Annotated in this window: 22 protein-coding genes; 20 read left to right on the top strand and 2 right to left on the bottom strand. The window is 37.2% G+C overall.

The features are described 5' to 3' along the window. Window positions 1–168 precede the first annotated feature (168 nt). Together JOC73_RS05845 and JOC73_RS05840 are read left to right on the top strand one after the other, a co-directional pair. The gene (locus JOC73_RS05845; protein WP_204401104.1) at window positions 169–870 is read left to right on the top strand and encodes a lysophospholipid acyltransferase family protein; all 702 of its coding nucleotides are present in this window, start codon (window positions 169–171) and stop codon (window positions 868–870) included. Between the two features lie 124 nt (window positions 871–994). After that, a complete protein-coding gene (locus tag JOC73_RS05840; RefSeq protein WP_204401102.1) occupies window positions 995–1,780 on the top strand; it encodes an REP-associated tyrosine transposase in 786 nt (261 codons plus the stop codon). Between the two features lie 144 nt (window positions 1,781–1,924). Here JOC73_RS05840 and rpsT read toward each other — a convergent pair whose 3' ends face one another. Continuing rightward, on the bottom strand, window positions 1,925–2,188 hold the full coding sequence (gene rpsT / locus JOC73_RS05835; protein WP_204401100.1) for a 30S ribosomal protein S20: 264 nt from the start codon (window positions 2,186–2,188) through the stop codon (window positions 1,925–1,927). Window positions 2,189–2,548: 360 nt separating this feature from the next. Here rpsT and gpr point away from each other — a divergent pair, with 360 nt between their 5' ends. From gpr to dnaJ, 10 genes are all read left to right on the top strand, one after another. Beyond that, a complete protein-coding gene (gene gpr / locus JOC73_RS05830) occupies window positions 2,549–3,538 on the top strand; it encodes a GPR endopeptidase (protein WP_204401098.1) in 990 nt (329 codons plus the stop codon). A gap of 144 nt (window positions 3,539–3,682) precedes the next feature. Beyond that, window positions 3,683–5,005, top strand: a complete 1,323-nt coding sequence (spoIIP, locus tag JOC73_RS05825) for a stage II sporulation protein P (protein WP_204401096.1) — start codon at window positions 3,683–3,685, stop codon at window positions 5,003–5,005. Window positions 5,006–5,083: 78 nt separating this feature from the next. Further along, window positions 5,084–5,401 carry a hypothetical protein gene (locus tag JOC73_RS05820; protein ID WP_204401094.1) on the top strand — a complete coding sequence of 106 codons (318 nt, stop codon included), beginning with the start codon at window positions 5,084–5,086 and terminating at the stop codon, window positions 5,399–5,401. Window positions 5,402–5,501: 100 nt separating this feature from the next. Beyond that, window positions 5,502–7,310 (top strand): translation elongation factor 4, encoded by a 1,809-nt coding sequence (lepA, locus tag JOC73_RS05815; RefSeq protein WP_204401092.1) that lies wholly within the window; start codon window positions 5,502–5,504, stop codon window positions 7,308–7,310. A gap of 205 nt (window positions 7,311–7,515) precedes the next feature. Beyond that, window positions 7,516–8,652 carry a radical SAM family heme chaperone HemW gene (gene hemW / locus JOC73_RS05810; RefSeq protein WP_204401090.1) on the top strand — a complete coding sequence of 379 codons (1,137 nt, stop codon included), beginning with the start codon at window positions 7,516–7,518 and terminating at the stop codon, window positions 8,650–8,652. Between the two features lie 116 nt (window positions 8,653–8,768). Beyond that, entirely contained in the window at window positions 8,769–9,794 is a 1,026-nt protein-coding gene (gene hrcA, locus JOC73_RS05805) for a heat-inducible transcriptional repressor HrcA (RefSeq protein ID WP_204401088.1), read from the top strand. Between the two features lie 94 nt (window positions 9,795–9,888). Beyond that, window positions 9,889–10,464 carry a nucleotide exchange factor GrpE gene (grpE, locus tag JOC73_RS05800; RefSeq protein ID WP_204401086.1) on the top strand — a complete coding sequence of 192 codons (576 nt, stop codon included), beginning with the start codon at window positions 9,889–9,891 and terminating at the stop codon, window positions 10,462–10,464. Window positions 10,465–10,526: 62 nt separating this feature from the next. Further along, complete coding sequence (gene dnaK, locus JOC73_RS05795; RefSeq protein ID WP_204401084.1) at window positions 10,527–12,353, top strand: molecular chaperone DnaK; 1,827 nt, start codon at window positions 10,527–10,529, stop codon at window positions 12,351–12,353. 62 nt (window positions 12,354–12,415) lie between these two features. Further along, window positions 12,416–12,559 carry a hypothetical protein gene (locus JOC73_RS05790; protein WP_204401082.1) on the top strand — a complete coding sequence of 48 codons (144 nt, stop codon included), beginning with the start codon at window positions 12,416–12,418 and terminating at the stop codon, window positions 12,557–12,559. Beyond that, window positions 12,560–13,690 (top strand): molecular chaperone DnaJ, encoded by a 1,131-nt coding sequence (gene dnaJ, locus JOC73_RS05785; RefSeq protein WP_204401080.1) that lies wholly within the window; start codon window positions 12,560–12,562, stop codon window positions 13,688–13,690. Here the strand turns inward: dnaJ and JOC73_RS05780 are convergent. After that, complete coding sequence (locus JOC73_RS05780) at window positions 13,687–14,004, bottom strand: hypothetical protein (protein ID WP_204401078.1); 318 nt, start codon at window positions 14,002–14,004, stop codon at window positions 13,687–13,689. The two genes, dnaJ and JOC73_RS05780, sit on opposite strands and share 4 nt — an antisense overlap. Window positions 14,005–14,184: 180 nt before the next feature. Between JOC73_RS05780 and prmA the strand changes: the two genes are divergently transcribed. The 8 genes from prmA to JOC73_RS05740 all read left to right on the top strand — a co-directional run bounded on the left by prmA (window position 14,185) and on the right by JOC73_RS05740 (window position 21,474). Beyond that, a complete protein-coding gene (prmA, locus tag JOC73_RS05775; RefSeq protein WP_204401076.1) occupies window positions 14,185–15,141 on the top strand; it encodes a 50S ribosomal protein L11 methyltransferase in 957 nt (318 codons plus the stop codon). Beyond that, entirely contained in the window at window positions 15,134–15,895 is a 762-nt protein-coding gene (locus JOC73_RS05770) for a 16S rRNA (uracil(1498)-N(3))-methyltransferase (protein WP_204401074.1), read from the top strand. The genes prmA and JOC73_RS05770 overlap by 8 nt, the downstream gene beginning before the upstream one ends. Continuing rightward, a complete protein-coding gene (mtaB, locus tag JOC73_RS05765; RefSeq protein WP_204401072.1) occupies window positions 15,895–17,196 on the top strand; it encodes a tRNA (N(6)-L-threonylcarbamoyladenosine(37)-C(2))-methylthiotransferase MtaB in 1,302 nt (433 codons plus the stop codon). The genes JOC73_RS05770 and mtaB overlap by 1 nt, the downstream gene beginning before the upstream one ends. Window positions 17,197–17,276: 80 nt before the next feature. After that, complete coding sequence (locus JOC73_RS05760) at window positions 17,277–17,624, top strand: histidine triad nucleotide-binding protein (RefSeq protein WP_204401070.1); 348 nt, start codon at window positions 17,277–17,279, stop codon at window positions 17,622–17,624. Between the two features lie 129 nt (window positions 17,625–17,753). After that, window positions 17,754–17,936, top strand: coding sequence for a 30S ribosomal protein S21 (gene rpsU / locus JOC73_RS05755; RefSeq protein WP_204401068.1), 183 nt, complete (start codon window positions 17,754–17,756; stop codon window positions 17,934–17,936). Between the two features lie 32 nt (window positions 17,937–17,968). Then, entirely contained in the window at window positions 17,969–18,415 is a 447-nt protein-coding gene (locus JOC73_RS05750) for a GatB/YqeY domain-containing protein (RefSeq protein ID WP_204401066.1), read from the top strand. Between the two features lie 126 nt (window positions 18,416–18,541). After that, window positions 18,542–19,636 (top strand): endonuclease/exonuclease/phosphatase family protein, encoded by a 1,095-nt coding sequence (locus JOC73_RS05745; RefSeq protein ID WP_204401064.1) that lies wholly within the window; start codon window positions 18,542–18,544, stop codon window positions 19,634–19,636. 548 nt (window positions 19,637–20,184) lie between these two features. Then, the gene (locus tag JOC73_RS05740; RefSeq protein WP_204401062.1) at window positions 20,185–21,474 is read left to right on the top strand and encodes an NfeD family protein; all 1,290 of its coding nucleotides are present in this window, start codon (window positions 20,185–20,187) and stop codon (window positions 21,472–21,474) included. The last annotated feature ends 8 nt before the right edge of the window (window positions 21,475–21,482 follow it).

The following is a 21,482-nucleotide window of genomic DNA, read 5'->3' as shown; positions in this document are numbered from 1 at the left end:
GTTATGTAAATGGTGAAGTGAAGAGCCGGATGCCTTAATAGGGCAAGTCCGGTTCTGTGAGGGGTTGGAATTGCAAGGTTCCAGCCTACTCGATTGTTTGACTCCTTAGCTCCTTTATGGAGTATTTTATGTACAAGGTTATACTACTAAAGGGAGGAAAGAAATTAAATGAGCCTATTATTAAAGTTTCTCGCAATGGCATCAAGTATTGCACCAAAAAAAATAAGAGTTGAAGCGACAAATAAAATTCTGGATCGTACGATTAAGAAATATGGTAATATAGAAATTTTGAATAAAGATATAGTAGAAGCTAGAAGAGGTATACCCACTGTCTATATAGGTAATCACCTCAGTAATATTGATGGTGTATTACTTAATAATCTTCTTAAGGATAACGATATAGCTTTTATGGCAGGAGTGAAATTGAGCAAGAATCCCCTGACAAAGTTGGTTATGGATACTGTTAATACGATCCCTATCGAGCCAAATTCTCCTGATAAAAAAGCTCTAAAAAAAGCCGTTGAACATTTATCTAAGGGAGGTTCTTTGTTTATCTTTCCTGAGGGGACCAGAAGTAGAACTGGAGCTATGATTGAGTCTCGAAAAGGATTTTTGCTAATTGCTAAAATGGCAAATGTAGATATAGTACCTATTGGACTAGAGGGTACAGAAAAACTGCTCCCAATTAAAGGGGATATGGGTAGGGAAAGTTTTCAATATGCTGATGTAAAGATTATTGTAGGTAAGCCCTTCTCTATTTTAGAAAAGACAGAGGCAAATAAAGATGACTGGACTAATATTGCTAATAGAAATGCCATGGGGAAGATAGCTGAATTGATTGACAATAAATATAGGGGCGTTTATAAGTAAACAGGAGTCAAAGGGGACTAGGAGTCAAAGGGGACGGTTCCTTTGACTTTTTTACTATATATGGTATATTATACTCATAAATAATATGTAAATAAACTTATAGAAAATTGGTGGGGGGATATATATGCCTAGAAAAGCAAGAGTATATGGCAATACAGGCATCTATCATGTAATTATGAGAGGAAATGAAAGGAAGTTAATTTTTCATGATGATGAGGATCGGGAAAGATTTCTAATGATTATGGAGCAAAAGAAAAAGTTTAAAGAGTTTAAGCTATATGCCTATTGTTTAATGGACAACCATATACATTTATTAATAAAAGAGGAAGAGGACAATATCTCTAGGATCATGAAAAGAATAAACACTAGCTATGCCACCTATTACAATAAAAAATATGAAAGGATAGGGCATGTATTTCAAGATAGATATAAAAGTGAGGCAGTGGAAGATGATACCTATTTATTGGAAGTGTTACGATACATCCATAACAATCCAGTAAAAGCAAATATTGTAAATATGCCCCTAAAATATCCATGGAGTAGTTTTAATATTTATTGTGGGAAGGGAGTAGATCAATATAATTTAATGGAAGTTGATGAAGTATTAGGAATATATTCTGAGGATAGGGTTAAGGCTATTGATCTTATGATTGATTTCACCAGTATGCAGGATAGTAAGAATTTTTTAGATATAATAGAAGATGATGAAGGCAAAAAGGCTGAAGAAAAAAAGATACATGAAATAATAGAAGTTTTTTTGAAAAAGGAAGATAAAGCTTATGAGGAAGTTAAGAATAATAAACATCTAAGAAATGAGTTAATTAAAGAATTTAAACAAAGAACAAATAGCTCTATCAGAACAATAGCTAGAGTATCGGGAATAGATCGCAATAGCGTACAAAAGATATAAAAAAGTCAAAAAGAACCGTCCCCTCTGACTCTTCGTCCCCTCTGACTCTTCGTCCCCTCTGACTCTTCTGACTTTAAATAAAAAAAGCGTACATATGTACGCTTTTTTATATAAAACCCGAGACACGGTTTTTTGTATGTGGGATTAAACAGCCTTGTTTAATCTAACAGCTAATCTAGAAACTTTTCTAGAAGCTTTAGACTTATGAATTACACCCTTGGCAGCAGCTTGATGTAATTTCTTTTCTACAAATCTTAACTTTGCTTTAGCGTCTTCTAAGTTTCCAGCTGCAACAGCCTCTTCGAATCTTCTAATAGCAGTTTTAAGTGCAGACTTGATCATTCTGTTTCTTGCAGTTTTTTTAGCGATAACTTTAATTCTCTTTTGTGCTGATTTGATATTTGCCAATATGTTCACCCCCTTACGTGGTCAGTAACATTGTAATTTTATCAGAAATAAAGACAAAATGCAATAAAAAATAATGATAATAGTTTTATTTCCATAAAGGAAAACAACTATACTATTTTTAGCTATTCTAGGCAATTTATTATGTTAAAAATACGATTTTAAGTAATAATATATTGAAGATCTGCAAATGTTCTCTATTCCTAAAGTCAAAATCAATAAATACTTTTTAATATTATCTTTTTATTGGAACAAAGTCAATGAAAAAAATCTATTTGAAATAATTTAATCCATTTTTTCCAATACTAAATATAATAAAATTTACTTATTGGCATTTTATAATCTAGTATATGAGGTGATTAAATGGAAGAAAGAATAGAGCTTCAAATTAGAACTGACCTCGCTATGGAGGCACGGGAGCTTTACCAAGAGGAGAAGAAGCAGGAGATACAAGGGGTTGCCGTAGAGCAAGAGGACATAAAAGATGTAACAATCACAAGGGTAGAGGTTTTAAATGATGAGGCTGCCAAAATCATGGGAAAGCCAAAGGGAAGTTACATCACTTTAGAAAGTGGCGCTTTAAGAAGGGCAGATGCTGACTTGAAGGATGAAGTCAGCCAATTATTAGCAAAGGAATTAAGGGCACTAGTAGGGAATAAAAGACATATTAAAGCCCTAGTAGTTGGACTAGGAAATTGGAATGTTACGCCAGATGCCTTAGGGCCGAAGGTTGTTTCAAAGGTTTTTGTAACTAGACATTTATTTCAATTCTATAAAAAAGATAAAGATGATGATTTAGCAGAAATCAGTGCAGTTTCACCGGGGGTAATGGGGACTACAGGTGTGGAGACTGGTGAAATTATCAAAGGAATTGTGGATAACGTTAGACCTGACATCGTTATTGCAGTGGATGCTTTGGCATCTAGGAAAATGGAAAGGGTAAATGCCACTATTCAAATTTCCAACACTGGAATTAGTCCCGGGTCCGGTTTAGGAAATAAAAGAAAGGCTTTGAATCAAGAGAATTTAGGGGTACCAGTAATCGCCATTGGGGTTCCAACAGTAGTGGATGCTGCCACAATGACCAACGATACGATTTCAATGGTAATTGAAGCCTTTACCCGTCAATCCAATAAGGGTACAGAGTTTTATAAAATGCTTCAAGAGTTAAAGGATGATGAAAAATATAGCTTGATTCGAGAAATTCTAGAACCCTACAATGCAAATGTAATGGTCACACCAAAAGACATTGATGAAGTCGTATTAAATCTCTCTCAAATCATTGCCAATGGCATTAATATTGCTCTTCATCCTGGAATAGACTTAAAGGACGTAAATCGTTATATACATTAGTTACAATCCACCCTAAAATAAGTTGAGGGATCCCGCAGTACATTAGCTCTTATACATAGCTAATATAAAAGCAATCCCTCAAGTCATAATTTAAGCATCCCCTTCATAAGTATTTATATATTACTATAAAGGTGGGTGCTTAAGTTGTCTAACTTACAGAAAAAACTAGTGAGGGATTATCAAAACATTATTATACTGGTGCTTCTATTGGCTGTCTTTTTTTCACTGGGGAGATTAATTTTTGAGCAGAGGGCCCTAGCCGCCAGTAATCAGTTGGAGGCAATCCCAAAAGAAAAGATATCCAAAACAGTTGAGACGGACAAACAAGGAGAATTTTTACAAAGAGCAATCAATCATGTATTTCCTGCAGGAGGGTCTGCTGATGGAAAAGGCCCCATTGAAGCAATCAAAGGAATATATGAGTCTGTAATGAATAATGTGTTTTTTATTGACTTAAGTAATCCCTATACTTTTGTAAGGTCACAACTACCGGGGATTAATACATATAACAAGATGCTGGCATTACAACTTGAATATACTGATACTTCAGATGAGTCGACACCTGTTTCTATTCCCAATATCGTGTTTGAGAATATAGATGGGACAGAAGAAACGGATAAAACAGATAATGTGAAGGAAATCGGTGGGTCCAATGGAGACTCAACAGAGGTTAGTCAAGAGCAAGTAGGGGATCGAGACGACCAAAGTGAATTGGAGGAAGGGATTTATGTACCTGGTACAGAAGAAGTTGCGGTGATAGATAGCTTGACTCTCGAAGGCGAACTGTCATTAGAAAATTTACCTATTGTTCCTGAAAAAATTAAATTTGAGAAGGATAAACCCCATATTTTGATTTATCATGCCCATGGTTCAGAATCATATCTGCCTGCCACTGAAGATAACTTCCATAGTACTAGAAAACAGTATACAGTCATCGCTGCAGGGGAAATCATAAAAAAAGAGTTAGAAAAACAGGGTTTTAATGTTATCCATGAAACTACTTTCCATAGTTACCCATCGAAAAATGGTTCTTATGCCCGTTCTTTAGTAACGGCTAGTGAAATTCTTAAAAAAAATCCTAGTATTAAAGTTGTCTTAGATCTTCATAGGGATGGATACGATAATGTAGATTCCAGTCCCCATAGAGAGAGCATTATAAAAAATAATCAAGTAGTATTCAATAATTTGAAAATGACAAAGTTTCAATTTGTAATAGGTCCAGAGAATCCAAATCGCAAGAAGTTAGAAGACTTTGCCCATTATGTAAAAACAATCAGTGATTATAGGTATCCTGGATTAAGTAAACCAGTATTAGTGAAACCCTATGGGAAATTTAATCAATTTTTAGTAGATCATTATGCTCTGTTGGAACTAGGAAGTAATGTAAATACAATTGAAGAAGCAAAACTCTCAGCTCAATATTTTGCAGAAGTATTTGCAGAAGCGTTAAAATTATTGGAGGAATAAAAAATAAAAAATTAAATAAAAAGCGTTTATAAAATTAGCCTTTGGTCAAAACTACCAATGGTGATGAGAATGAGTCGAATGGAAAAAAAAAGAAGGCTTAAGAAAGATAAACGCTACGTCAATTTGATTCTAATGCTATTGCTCTTTGTTTTGATATCTGGAATTGTGGCAACTGACTATGCCCTAAGGGATATGATGGCACTTTTCGATGGAGGCCGATTATTTACCTATCAGCAACAGGGAAACCTTCACCACTTTGAGGTTTTTGGCGATCAATTCTACATAGATCAAGAGCAAGTGGTGGCAGGTGTAAAACGTTCTATCCAATGGGGAAAAGTCTATGGAGGGAATGTGATAGAAAAAGTGAAGCAACTAATCATGAAAATGTCGGGATAACCGACATTTTTTTGTAAATATTAATAGATAGACTACCAACCAAAGATGGTTTGTGATATAATTTATAAAGTTACGCAAGAAAAAAGGAGGATTTCACCTTATGCCAAGTGATAGACAGAAGAAAATTAGAAATTTCTCTATCATTGCCCATATTGATCATGGTAAATCTACCTTGGCCGATAGACTGATCGAATTTACAGGACTAGTAAGTCAACGGGAAATGCAGGATCAATTATTAGATAACATGGATTTAGAGAGGGAACGGGGAATTACAATTAAACTTCAAACCATTAAGTTAGCCTATAAAGCTAAGGATGGGGAAGTATATTACTTAAACCTAATTGATACTCCCGGTCACGTGGACTTTACATATGAGGTTTCTCGAAGTTTGGCAGCCTGTGAAGGGGCAATCCTAGTGGTGGATGCTGCCCAAGGAATAGAAGCTCAGACCTTAGCAAATGTGTATCTAGCATTGGAGCAGGATTTAGAAATTATACCAGTTATAAATAAAATTGATTTACCTAGTGCAAGACCTGATGAAATAAAGAAGGAAATAGAGGACATTATTGGACTAGACGCCAGTGATGCACCTTTGATCTCAGCTAAAGAAGGTCTTAATATTACAGATGTATTGGAGGCTATTGTTGCAAAGGTTCCATCACCTAAGGATGACGAAGATGCACCTCTAAAGGCCTTAATCTTTGACTCTTATTATGACAACTACAAGGGTGTAGTAGCCTATATCCGTGTAGTGGAAGGAAGCATCAAAAAGGGTATGAAGATTAAAATGATGGCTACCAATAAAACCTTTGAAGTAGTAGAGGTAGGGGTACTATCTCCTGGACAAGTTCCTCAAGCAGAATTAAAGGCGGGTGACGTTGGATATGTTGCCGCAAGTATTAAGGATGTAAGAAACTGTCGTGTTGGAGATACCATCACCAATGCAGAAAATCCTACACCTCAGCCATTGCCGGGTTATCGAAAGGTGACACCGATGGTGTATTGTGGTATTTATCCTGCTGAGGGACAAAAGTATGAGGATGTAAGGGATGCTCTTGAAAAGCTGCAGGTAAATGATGCAGCCCTAGTGTTTGAACCAGAAACCTCTGTCGCATTAGGTTTCGGTTTTAGATGTGGGTTCTTAGGTTTACTTCATATGGAGATTATTCAAGAACGTCTAGAGCGGGAATTTGACCTTGACATGGTTACTACTGCCCCTAGTGTAATCTATCGGGTCACGAAGACTGATGGGGATGTGGTAATGATCCAAAACCCAGCTAATCTTCCAAAGCCACAGGAAATCCATATGATGGAGGAACCAATCGTTAATGCCCATATTATGGTTCCTACCCAATACACCGGAACTGTAATGGACCTTTGTCAAGAACGACGGGGTGACATGAAGAATATGGAATATATTGATGAAAATAGAGTGACGATTCATTATGAATTACCTCTAAATGAAGTGATTTACGACTTCTTTGATGCTTTAAAATCAAGAACGAAGGGTTATGGTTCTTTAGATTATGAATTTTTGGGTTATCGGGAATCTAAACTAGTTAAATTAGATATATTAATTAATAGTGAGCAGATTGATGCCCTATCCTTTATTGTTCATGAGTCAAAGGCTTACGGCAGAGGAAAGGCGATGTGCGAAAAGTTAAAGGACGAGATCCCAAGACATCAATTCCCAATTCCACTACAGGCGGCTATTGGGCAAAAAATCATCGCTAGAGAAACCATCAAGGCATTACGTAAGGATGTACTTGCTAAATGTTATGGTGGAGATATTACCCGTAAGAAGAAGCTTTTAGAGAAACAGAAGGAAGGTAAGAAGCGTATGAGACAGGTGGGTAATGTAGAAGTACCTCAAAAAGCCTTCATGTCGGTACTAAAGTTAGATGATTAATATTTAATATAGACTAGTAACCTAGCGGAAAAAGCTAAGTTACTAGTTTTCTTTATTATTTTTAAAGTTTGTTGGGAAATTAATTGTGGGAGTAATGATTAACTATTGATTATTAATTATTAACTATTAATTATTAACTATTAATTATTAATTATTGAATATTAAGTAAAATTATGGAATGTTTAAGAAGTAGAGGGGTGAAAACATGAAACCAATCAGTATTTATATACACATTCCTTTTTGTGAAAGGAAATGCTTCTACTGCGACTTTAACTCCTATGGGGGAAAGAAGGAGTTGATACAACCTTATTTAGAAGCTTTATTAAGGGAAATAGATCTATATGAAGAAGAATTAAGGAACTATGAGGTAAAGACGATTTTCTTTGGAGGTGGTACACCTTCCTTGTTAACAGGAGAGCAAATGACTTCCCTCATGAATCGCCTTATAAAAAGATTTCATATTGGGAAAAATCCAGAAATTACGATGGAAATGAACCCAGGGACAGTGACCTATGACCAATTAAAGAAATACTATAATGCAGGAGTTAATCGACTTAGTATTGGTTTGCAAGCATGTCAAGATCACTTATTGGAGAAACTAGGACGAATCCATAATTATCAACAGTTTCTTCAAAATTTAAAAGCAGCCCAAGAGGTAGGTTTTGATAATATCAATGTTGACTTGATGTTTGCCCTACCAGGGCAAAAAATAGAGGACTGGAAAGTTAGTTTAAGAGAAATAACTAATCTAGGAATTCAACATATATCTGCCTATAGTTTGATTTGGGAGGAGGATACCCCTTTTTATGATTGGAATGTAGAGGGAAAGCTAAAGGAATTAGATGAGGAACTTGAGTTGAATATGTATCATGAGGCTATCAATTTCCTACAACAGGAGGGGTATCAGCACTATGAAATCTCTAACTTCTCAAAACCAGGATATCAATGCCAACACAACCTCACCTATTGGCATAATCAATCCTATTTGGGACTAGGGGCAGGAGCCCATTCCTATAGATTATCAAAACGATATAATAATGAAGGTGATGTTTCCACCTACATCAAAATACTCTCAGAGGGGAAACTACCTATAGTGGACATCATTAATAATAGCAGAGAGGACGAAATCAGTGAGACTATGTTCTTAGGCTTAAGATTGATGGAAGGAATCTTAATAAAGGATTTTCAAGAGCGATTTGGAGTTTCTCCACTAGAGATTTATGGGGGGGTATTTGAGAAGCTTATAAAGGAAGGATTAATTACGATTGATGATAAAAGAATTCAATTAACAGCAACAGGGATTGATCTTTCTAATCTTGTTTTTCAAGAAATGTTATTGTAAAGATTCTTATTAGAAAAATTTATAATAACTATTGACAAAAGAAAAATGAAGTGATATTTTAATAGCAGGTAGCATTAGCACTCAACGATATAGAGTGCTAATAACGAGGTGATAAGATGGAGTTAAATGAAAGGAAGCTGAAAATTTTACAGGCAATTGTTCAGGATTATATTCAAACTGCCGAGCCAATAGGCTCTAGAACCCTTACAAAGAGATACAGTATAGGGGTTAGTCCTGCGACTATTAGAAATGAAATGGCTGATTTGGAAGATTTAGGGTATTTAACACAACCCCATACTTCCGCTGGTAGGATTCCTTCTGACAAGGCTTATCGTTTATATGTTGACTATCTATTACAAATGAAAAAAATTGCAACCTTTCAAAGGGATACGATTAAATCAAGTCTGATCAAACGATTTGGAGAACTGGAGGATGTTCTACAATATAGTTCGAAAATTTTGTCTCAGTTAACCAACTATACCTCCATCGCCATGGCACCTCAAATTAAGGGGAGTAAGCTGAAGCATATCCAGCTAGTGCCAATAGGGGATGAACACATCATAGCAATGATTGTGACAGATACAGGGGTGATCAAGAAGCCTCTACTAAAAATATCCGGTGGAATGGACTATGACTTTATGATGAGGGTGTCGACCCTATTAAATGAAAAGCTAACAGGATTAACTATTCAAGACATTGAACAAAAACTAGTGGGGGATCTAAGAAAAGAAGCCCATCAGTTCAGTGATATTATTGATACTGTTGTGCCACAGGTATTTAAAACCCTAGAAGAAATAGACGACTTTGAATTATTCATGAATGGTACAACAAATATCTTTAATTTCCCAGAATTTAGTGATGTTTTAAAGGCAAAGTCATTTCTAACCATGTTAGAGGAAAAGGCTTTGATCACAAATATGATTACTGCATCGGAATCCAACGGAATAAAAATATCTATTGGTAGTGAAAATCCATTCCAAGAGGCGAAGGACTGCAGCCTTGTTACAGCCACCTTCAACCTAGAGGGAAATGTAATGGGATGGTTAAGTGTTATAGGGCCTACAAGGATGGACTACTCCCACGTCATCAGTGTGATGCAACAGATTAGCTCCTATATCAATCAGATCCTAAAGGAAAGATAGATCATTAAAAAGTGCGGGACGTGTCAAAACGTTTTGCACTGACTCTTTTGTATTTTTATCATAAATATTTACAGAAAAAAAGGCGGTGTAATGATTGGAGAAGGAAATTCGAGATGAAAAAGAGTCTCAAGAAATAGAGGAGACACAGGAAACAGCCGATAACAATCTAGAGGCTACTCATGATGTGATGGAGGAAACTGATTTTTCTGAAGAAAATTCACTAGAAGAAGAGCTAAAGAAAAAGGATGCCGAAATCCAAGATTACTTCAACAGACTACAGCGATTACAGGCAGACTTCTCAAACTTTAGAAAAAGAGTAGAGAAGGAAAAAAGTGAAATATATTTATATGCCAATGAGAAAATCGCATTAGACTTACTATCAATCATGGATAATCTAGAAAGAGCTTTAGTAGGAGCTGAAAATGCATCTCCTGAAGATGGCTTGTATCAAGGTATTCAATTGGTAACAAAGCAATTAAAGGAAACTTTATTAAAGCATGATATTGAAGAAATAGATGCTTTAAATCAAGCTTTTGATGCTAATCTTCACCATGCAGTGATGCAGGAGGAGACTGATGCAGAGTCAGATACAGTGATTGAAGTCTATCAAAAGGGCTACAAGATTAATAACCGTATTCTTAGACCTGCAATGGTAAAGGTATCCAAGTAGTATAAATTTGTAAAAAATCTATTAAAAATATAAAACTATTTCATAAGGAGGAAGTATTTACTATGGGTAAAGTTATTGGGATTGACTTAGGAACCACAAACTCATGTGTGGCAGTATTAGAAGGTGGAGAACCAGTTGTTATACCAAATTCAGAAGGTAATAGAACAACTCCATCGGTTGTAGGTTTTGGTAAGGATGGAGAGAGAATCGTAGGGGAACCAGCTAAAAGACAAGCGGTTACAAACCCTGATAGAACAATTATTTCAATTAAAACCCATATGGGTTCTGACCATAAGGTGAAAATTGATGATAAGAATTATACACCACAGGATATTTCTGCTATGATTTTACAAAAATTAAAGGCAGATGCAGAAGCTTACTTAGGAGAGACAGTAACAGATGCAGTAATTACAGTACCAGCATACTTTACAGATAGCCAAAGACAAGCAACTAAGGATGCAGGTAAAATTGCTGGATTAAATGTACAAAGAATTATTAACGAGCCAACAGCAGCTTCTTTAGCTTATGGTCTTGATAAAACTGAGCAACATCAAAAAATTCTTGTTTATGACCTAGGTGGAGGAACATTTGACGTTTCGATCCTTGAATTAGGTGATGGGGTTTTTGAAGTTCTTGCGACTAACGGTAACAACAACTTAGGTGGAGATGACTTTGACCAAGTGGTAATTAATCACATCGCAGAAGAGTTTAAAAAGCAAGAAGGAATTGATTTAAGAGAAGATCGAATGGCTTTACAACGTCTAAAGGAGGCAGCTGAAAAGGCTAAGAAGGAGCTTTCTAGTACAATGACGACTAATATCAATCTTCCCTTCATTACAGCTACTGCAACAGGACCTAAGCATTTAACGATGGATTTAACTAGAGCTAAATTCAATGAAATTACTAGCCATTTAGTAGATAAGACTTTAGAGCCAATGAGAAAAGCTTTATCAGATGCAGGTTTATCATCTGGCGACCTTGATAAGGTAATCTTAGTTGGTGGATCAACCCGTATTCCTGCTGTTCAAGAGGCAGTAAAGAAGATTACTGGTAAAGACCCCCATAAGGGAGTAAACCCTGATGAGTGTGTTGCAGTAGGAGCTTCTATCCAAGCAGGGGTATTAACTGGTGAAGTTAAAGATGTATTATTACTTGACGTTACGCCATTATCCTTAGGTATCGAGACTTTAGGTGGGGTATTCACTAAGTTAATCGAAAGAAATACGACGATTCCATCAAAGAAGAGCCAAATCTTCTCTACAGCTGCTGATAATCAACCTGCAGTTGAGATTCATGTACTACAAGGGGAAAGATCAATGGCTCAAGATAACATTACATTAGGTAGATTCCAATTAACAGGAATTGCACCTGCTCCAAGGGGAATTCCTCAAATTGAAGTTACATTTGATATTGATGCCAACGGTATCGTAAATGTTTCTGCTAAAGACTTAGGTACAGGTCAAGAGCAAAAGATTACGATTACAGCTTCAACTAACTTATCCGACGATGAAATCGAAAAGAAGATAAAAGAGGCTGAACAGTTTGCAGAAGAAGATAAGAAAAAGAAGGAAAAAATCGAAATTAGAAACCAAGCAGACTCTTTAGTATATCAATCTGAAAAAACCTTAAAGGATGCTGAAGATAAGATCAATAAAGATGATGCTGATAAAGTGAAAGAAGAGATTGAAAAACTTAAGAAGGCTATTGAAGCTGATAATTTAGATGAGATGAAAAAAGGTGTTGAAGATTTAACGAATGCCTTCCATGCCATCTCTCAGCAAATGTATCAACAGGAGGCTCCAGAGGGTGGAAATCCAGAGCAAGGTCAAGGGCAAAAGGATGACAATGTTGTTGATGCTGAATTTGAAGAGGTAGATGACGAAAAATAATTCTCCAGGACACCCTTTAGGGTGTCCTGCGATTGTTGATAATTTCAATACTCTCTAGCCTGTTGAAAAAACTATTTAGATTTAAGGAACAAGAGAACACTGCCAATGTTGCGTATAGAACATACGTAAGGGTGCGGTGTTCTTGTAGTGACGAAGAAGATCGGGTTTTTCAGCGGGTGTTACAACTATTGAAAGGCGGTGAGTAGGTGAGTAAGCGTGATTTTTATGAGGTCTTAGGAGTGGAGAAGGGGGCTTCTCCAGAAGAAATTAAAAAAGCCTACCGTAAACTGGCTATGAAGTACCATCCCGACCGTAATCCAGATAATAAAGAGGCTGAAGATAAGTTTAAAGAAGCTAACGAAGCCTATGAAATTCTAAGTGACCCAGAGAAGAAGCAAAGATACGATCAGTTTGGGCATGCAGGAGTTAATGGAAACGGTGGCGGAGGTTTTGAAGGCTTTGGTGGTGGATTTGAGGATATATTTGGTGATATATTTGATATGTTTGGCGGTGGATTTGGTGGTTCTTCCCGTAGAAGGTCTGGTCCCCAAAAAGGAGCAGATATTAAATACGAAAGCAGTATAACTTTTGAAGAAGCAGCTTTTGGTACTGATAAAACAGTGGAATTCCACCGAAACGATAATTGTGATGAATGTAATGGTAGTGGAGCAAAGCCAGGTACATCTAAGAAGACCTGTAGCCATTGTAACGGTAAAGGTGAAATCCGTTATGCCCAAAGAACTCCTTTAGGGCAAATTGTGAATGTAAAAGCTTGTCCCCACTGTCATGGTGAAGGACATATTATAGAAGAACCTTGTCATAAATGTAATGGTAAAGGTAAAGTCAGAAAGAAAAGAAAGCTTAAGGTTAAAATACCTGCTGGAGTGGACACAGGTATGGTAATTCCTATTCGAGGAGAAGGAGAACCTGGTATTAAGGGGGGACCTTCTGGCGATTTCTATGTTGTAATCAAAGTATTACCCCATAAGATATTCCAAAGGGATGGTCTAGATGTCATTTGTGAAATACCAATCACCTTTGTGCAAGCAACGTTAGGGGATGAAATGGAAGTGCCAACCCTAGAGGGTAAAGTAAAATACAAGATTCCAGAGGGCACCCAAAGCGGCACGGTATTCCGACTAAAAGGTAAAGGAATCGTAAGCCCAAGGGGCTATGGAAAAGGCGACCAATATGTAAAAATGATCGTAGAAGTACCAACTAAACTAACAGATAAGCAGAAGGATGCCCTTAGACAATTTGCTTCTGTTAGTGGTGAAGAGGTCCATGAGCAGCGGAAGTCTTTTTTTGATAAGGTAAAGGACGTTTTAAGTAGCTAGTAGCCTGTTGAAAAACTCCTACCTTCTGCGTCACTGCAAATCATCAGCACCCTAACGTATTTCTGCATACGCTTCGGTCGCTGATGATTTTTGCTCCTTGAATTTAAGGATTTTGAACAGGCTAAGCCTATTGAAAAACGCCTACCTTCTGCGTCACTGCAAATCATCAGCACCCTAACGTATTTCTGCATACGCTTCGGTCGCTGATGATTTTTGCTCCTTGAATTTAAGGATTTTGAACAGGCTAAGCCTATTGAAAAACTCCTACCTTCTGCGTCACTGCAAATCATCAGCACCCTAACGTATTTCTGCATACGCTTCGGTCGCTGATGATTTTTGCTCCTTGAATCTAGGGCTTTTGAATAGGCTAGAAAATCACTCTACTTTTGTAGGGTGATTTTTAGCACATTTGAATAAGAATTATTGGGTTTTGAGAATATTTATTGTATAATAGGATAGAACTAATGGGACATTATTTTTAGGGAAGTGATAAGATGAAGTGGATCGAAGTATCAATTAAAACCACAACTGAAGCAGTTGAGGCGGTTTCAAACATTCTTTATAATGCTGGAGTATCTGGGGTAGCCATTGAAGACCCTAATGATTTCTTTCAGCTGAATCAAGATGAAAAGGCCTGGGATTACGTTGATGAAGCCTTTTTACCACCAGATTTTGCCGAGGGAGCAGTTGTAAAGGCATATCTACCAGCTTCAGCAGATTTGTTGGATAAAATCGAGTTAATCAAGGAATTAGTGGCATTTTTACCTAGCTATGGTCTAGATATAGGGCTAGGAGAAGTGACGACTATTGAGGTTAACGAAGAGGATTGGAGTACTTCTTGGAAGCAATACTACAAACCTGTTAAAATCGGTAGCAAGATTCTAATTAAACCAACCTGGGAAGATTACCAGCCGAAAGGTGACGAAATCATCATTGAAATGGACCCAGGTATGGCATTTGGAACAGGAACCCATGAGACAACTATGATGTGTGTAATGGAGTTAGAGGAGCACGTAAAAACAAACTCTAGAGTATTTGACATTGGTTGCGGGAGTGGAATACTAGGAATTGCTGCGGCTAAACTAGGGGCGGAAGAAGTAGTCGCCATAGATTTAGATAAAGTGGCAGTCGAGGTGGCCAGAAGAAACGTATTAGAAAACCATGTGGAGAATGTTGTAATTGTAGAGCATGGGGATTTGATGGAGAAGATTTCGACAAAAGCCGATGTTGTTGTGGCTAATATTATTGCTGACATCATTGTAAGATTAGCAAAGGATATAAAGCATTTCCTAAAGGATGATGGAATTTTTATTTCCTCAGGAATTATTTTAGATAAGATTGAAATGGTTAAAGAAGGATTAATTGAAAATGGATTGGAAATCCTAAAGGTTAAGGAAATGGGAGAGTGGGCAGTAATCGTTTCTAAAATCAAGGGTGGAGCCAATGAATAGATTTTTTGTAGAGGCTTCCCAAATTAATGAGGCTACCAAAGAAATCTTGATTGAAGGTGAAGATGTTAAACACATATCCAAGGTGTTACGCCTGTCGGAGGGTGACAATGTGGAGATTTGTGATGGCATATCCTATGAGTATATAGGAAGGATTAAGAGCATTGATAAGAACAATGTTTTTCTTTCTATAGTCGAAAAAAAAGGAGTGGAAAGGGAAGCGCCGGTAAAGATTACCCTTTATCAAGGGGTCCCAAAAGCTACTAAAATGGATATAATTATACAAAAAACAACTGAAATGGGAATTGCTGAAATAGTTCCAGTAACTACCCAACGGACAGTGGTACAGTTCCACAATGATAAGGATCGGGAGAAGAAAACGGAGCGATGGCAGAAAATTGCTCAAGAGGCTGCTAAGCAAAGTAAACGGGGGATTATTCCTAAAATACATATGCCTATTTCTTTTGGGGAAGCATTGGAACATGGTCTAAAAAATCAACTAAACATAATGGCCTATGAGCTTGAAGAAGAAAAGGGACTTAAATCCCTATTACTTGATGAAAAATACTCAGGTGTAAAAGAAATCGGTATATGGGTAGGTCCAGAAGGTGGCTATTCAGAAACCGAAGTTGCTGATGGCTTGAAAGAAGGGCTTAAGTCCATTACTTTAGGCCCGCGAATATTAAGAACCGAGACAGCTGGTTTTGCTTTATTATCTATGATTATGTACGAGATAGGAGACTTAGGAGGATTCTAGTGAAGAAAGTAGCATTTCATACCTTAGGGTGCAAGGTGAATCAATATGAAACCCAAGCGATGACTGAACTGTTTGAGAAGGCTAATTTTACAGTAGTACCCGATACAGAGACGGCGGATGTTTATGTGATTAATACATGTACGGTTACTAATGTTGGCGATAAGAAGTCAAGGCAGTTTATTCGTAGAGCTAAAAAAAATAATCCATATTCCATTATTGCAGTTGTTGGTTGCTATGCCCAAACAGCTCCTAAAGAAGTGTTAGACATTGAAGGGGTAAATATTGTAGTAGGAACCAATGATCGAGGAAAAATCGTTGAGTATGTAGAAGAATGTGCTGTCGACGAAAAGATTAATGTAGTAGATGACATTATGCAGGTGAAGGAATTTGAAGAACTATCAGTTCAAGAGATTAAAGGAAAGACAAGAGCCTTTTTAAAAATTCAAGAGGGGTGCAACCAATATTGTGCCTACTGTATTATTCCCTATGCTAGAGGACCAATAAGAAGTCGTAGGGCTCCTGAAATCATTAAAGAGGTAAAGACGTTAGTATCAAATGGCTTCCAAGAGGTGGTTTTGACAGGGATTCATGTAGCCTCCTATGGTAAAGACCTAAGAGAAAAAAATGCCTTAATTGAGCTCTTAAAGGAGGTTAATAGGGTAGATGGGTTAAAACGTATTCGACTCAGCTCCCTAGAGCCTACACTGATTACGGAGGAGTTCATTAAGGAATTGGCAGGTCTAGAAAAGATCTGTCCCCACTTCCACTTGTCCCTACAGAGCGGAAGCGACAGTATATTAAAGCGAATGAATCGTAGATATACGACTGAAGAGTATAGACAGATTGTTCATAGAATCAGATGGTATTATCCAAAGATTGCCTTGACAACCGATATCATCGTTGGCTTCCCAGGGGAAACCGATGAGGATTTTGAGACAACCTACAACTTTGTGGAAGAGATGGCCTTTAGTGATATACATGTCTTTAAATTTTCCCCACGAAAAGGTACTCCTGCTGCTGATTTCTCAGATCAGGTTGATGGTATTAAAAAACATCATCGTAGTGAAAAGCTGATTGCCCTTGGTCTAAAAATGAGGGCAGAATATCAAAGTCAGTTTATTGGTGAAGTGAAGGAAGTACTTTTTGAAGCCGCTTCTAAGGACCTTGAAGGATTTTTTGAAGGTTTAACCGATAATTATTTGAAAATTGTGGCTCCATTCCAAGCTGGGCTGGAGGGTCAAATCTGCAATGTTTTGCTGGAGGAGTCAAAAGACGAATATATTACTGGAAAAATCATATAATTTTTTTGAATGAAAAAAGGAATTTTCATTTTTTTGTTGAAATAATTATAGGCAATCAAGTTGGGGTAAGGAGGTGTAGTATGTCAGAATGTATTTTTTGTAAGATTGTTAATGGTGAAATACCAGCTAAAAAAGTATACGAAAATGAAAAAGTTCTAGCTTTTCATGATATTTCTCCAGTAGCACCTATACACCTACTGATCATCCCCAAAAAACATATTCCTTCTGTCCTAGATGTTGAGGCAAAGGATGCTATGGAGATTATGCCGGAGGTTTTTGTTGCAGTATCAAAGTTAGCAAAGGATTTTAAGTTGGAGGATGCAGGTTTTAGGCTTGTCAACAACTGTGGAAGTGATGGCGGACAAACTGTAGCTCATCTTCACTTTCATTTGTTGGGGGGAAGACAATTACAGTGGCCTCCAGGTTAAAATTTATATTGCATAACTTTTTTATTTAATGTATAATAACTAGGTATTGTAGTAATCCCACTAGCAATATAGCATTATGTTGCTATAGATAAAGCACGGTTGGGTGCTAGCGGAGGGAGGGAGAAGTAAATGTCAGAGATTAAAATAAGAGATAATGAATCCTTAGATAGTGCTCTTCGTAGATTTAAAAGACAATGTGCCAAGTCTGGTGTATTATCAGAGGTTAGAAAGAGAGAGCATTACGAAAAGCCTAGCGTAAAGCGTAAGAAAAAAGCTGAGGCTGCTCGTAGAAATAAGGCTAAAAAATTCTAGTGAAAACTAGTACAAAGTAGAGGTGAAGGATAATGTCCCTCAAAGATCAATTAACTAATGATCTAAAAGAAGCAATGAAATCAAAAGATCAGCTTCGAAAAAATGTTATTACGATGGTTCGTGCTGACATTAAGCAAGTCGAAGTAGACAAGAGGGTAGAGCTTGTCAATGAAGATATCATCGACATAATTGCTAAACAAGTTAAGCAGAGAAGAGATAGTCTTGAAGAGTTTACAAAGGGAGGCCGTGAAGACCTAGCTGAGCAAGCTCAACAGGAAGTTAATATTCTTTTAACTTACTTGCCAAAACAAATGTCAGAGGAAGAAATCGTAAAGCTTGTAAGTGAGACAATTCAAGAAGTTGGCGCCAACTCCATGAAGGATATGGGTAAGGTAATGGCTGCAATTGTACCTAAAACAAAGGGCAAGGCAGATGGAAAACTAGTTAATGAAATTGTTAAAAAATACTTACAATCATAAATATAACAACCCGAGAAAGAAATTTCTCGGGTTTTGTTGCTTTTTGGTAAAAGTTTCAAATAGGTTAGGCTCCTTTTACATGATATAATTGAATTATCTAAACATTCTACCAACGGGGGACTACTTATGGTTAAAATCAGAAAAATCGCTGTCGTAATGATTGTTCTAATAGGATTTGGATTAGTAACGAAGGCCTCATCCCATGGCGGTATGGAGGTTATTAAATATGTTGATAGTCAAGGGGTATCCCACATAGAAATACAAACTCCTAAGGACATAGATCATTTAATTTTGGAGATACTTGATAATACTAATGAAATGACCCACTATTTTATTTTAGAGCATCCCTTAATTAAGACAAATGATATGGGTATTCAGCTAAACCATTTTTATATTACTAAACGAATGGCGAATTTTGATAAGTTTAGTAAAATCAGAATCTATCCTCAAAACAACTCAGGGAAAATATATGAGATGAAGGAGCTGGAGAGTATTCAAATGACTCTAGACAAGGAAAGTTCGGTAGGAGAAAAAAAGCTAAAAATCATGACCTACAATATTCACCACGGGAAAAGTTTATCCCGTAGAAATACACTAAACAAGATGACGGAAATTATAAAAGATAGTGGTGTTGAGATTGTTGGGCTGCAAGAAGTAGATAGTGGAATGGCTAGGTCAAAGTTTATTAATCAAATGAAATATCTGGGAAATCAGTTATCGATGAATTTTGTATTTGGTGTCAACTTAAATATTGCTACAGGAAAATACGGTAACGGAATATTAAGCGTATATCCGATAGAGTCTTCAGAAAATATAGCCCTCCCCAGTGGTCGTGAGCCAAGGGGACTATTAAGCAGTGTGATTAATGTAGATGGTAAAAAAATTCATTTCTTAGTGACCCACCTGGGATTAAATCAACAGGAACGCAGCAAACAGATAGATGTGATTCTCAAGTATATTCAAACCCTCCCCCACGATGTTATTTTGGTGGGAGACTTTAATGCAGGCTCAGAATACAGGGAAATGAGGGAATTAACGAAGAAAATGGTGGATGCGTCAGAAGAAATGGATATGGGGGATATCCCAACCTTTGATCTCCCCATGCTTTCGCGAAGAATTGATTTCATTTTCGTAGACCCAAATCTGAAGGTGAAAAGCTACAATGTGATTAGGAGTAGGGCTTCCGATCATTACCCCATATATAGCGAAATAACCCTGTAGGCTGTTGAAAATACCTCATCTTCTTCGTCACGGCGAAAGACCAGCACTCTCGCGTATTATTTCATACGCGACGACCGCTGGTCTTTCTTGTTCCTCGAATCTGAGGCATTTTGAACAGCCTAGTCACCTGTTGAAAATACCTCATCTTCTTCGTCACGGCGAAAGACCAGCACTCTCGCGTATTATTTCATACGCGACGACCGCTGGTCTTACTTGTTCCTCGAATCTGAGGCATTTTGAACAGCCTAGTCACCCGTTGAAAACTCCTCATCTTCTTCTTCACGGCGAAAGACCAGCATTCTCGCATATTGCTTAGCCGCGACGACCGCTGGTCTTTCTTGTTCCTCGAATCTGAGGCATTTTGAACAGCCTAGTCACCCGTTGAAAACACCTCATCTTCTTCGTCACGGCGAAAGACCAGCATTCTCCCGTATTGCTTATACGGGACGACCGCTGGATTTTTAAAACAATATTTTTTTACATATAATTTAGTTTAAGAAGGGAAAATATGCATATACATAGAATAGGTATATAAAGGAGGTGTTTGGATGGTAAAAAATAGGTTGTTAATAATATTATTATTTTGTTTTCTGTTGGTTCTTCCTGTTAGTGGGATGCAGGATCAGGAAAATGTACACGTAATTCCAGTAAAGGGAGAGATAAATTCTGCTCTTTTTCAATACGTAGAGAAGAGCTTGGAGGAGGTTGCTGAGGACCCCAATGTAAAGGCTGTAATTTTTGACATTGATACATATGGTGGTTTGATTACTGCAGCAGTGGATATCAGTGAGGCAATTGTTAATGCTAAAATTCCTACGATTTCCTTTGTAAATACGAAGGCTGAATCGGCAGGAGTACTTATAACCATTTCAGCTGATCACATTGCCATGGCTCCAGGGGGAACAATTGGCTCGGCAGAGCCCATTCCCAATACAGAAAAAAGTCTTTCCTTCTGGGCTGGAAAACTTCGTACTGTTGCCCAATTAAAGGGGCGAGATTCACAACTTGTTGTCTCTATGGCGGATTCCAATATAGAAATCCCTGAGGTGATTGAAAAGGGAAGATTGCTTAATTTAACTACCCAAGAGGCAGCTGATTTAGAGTTTACTGATGTAGTTGCATCTGATTATGAAGGAGTACTTAATGGGCTAAATATAAGCTATAGGGATATTGTTACGGTGAATACACCAGCAAGAGTAAAAATTGCTCAGATACTAACTAGTTCCTACTTGATGCCTCTGCTTTTAGCAGTAGGTTTTATTGGTTTAGTAATAGAATTGTTTGCTCCAGGATTTGGAGTAGGGGGTACCATTAGTCTTTTAGCCTTTGGATTATACTTTGGAGGTAGTATTTTAGCGGGATATGCCAGCGGAGGTATTATTTTGATTTTCCTTGTAGGGATCATCCTATTGACAATAGAGGCCTTTGCTCCAGGATTTGGGGTGGCAGGTGTAGGAGGTATTGTCGCCATTGTTGCCAGTATCATCATGTCCTCCAATAGTCTAGCTGCGGCAATTACATCTCTGTTGATTGCCTTTGTACTTACTGTAATTGCATTTGTTTTGTTATTGAAATATGGTCCTAAAAACCGATTCTTTGATAAAATTGTATTGGGAACACAAGCAAAGACAGAGCTGGGATATACTTCAAATATAGAGTATAAGCATTATCTTGGGGAAACAGGAGTTGTGAAAACTTTCCTTAGACCAGCAGGAACTATCGAAATTAATGGAGAATTATTAGATGTAGTGACAGAAGGTGCTTTTGTTGAAGCGGGTGTCACTGTTAAAATCATCAAGGTAGAAGGCAGAAAAATTGTAGTACGAAAAATAGATTAGGAGGGGTT

The organism is Alkaliphilus hydrothermalis, assembly GCF_016908555.1.
In the GTDB taxonomy this organism is placed as follows: Bacteria; Bacillota; Clostridia; order Peptostreptococcales; family Natronincolaceae; genus Alkaliphilus; species Alkaliphilus hydrothermalis.
The sequence above is the reverse complement of the archived record's forward strand: the minus strand, read 5'-3'. Positions and strand labels throughout refer to the sequence as shown.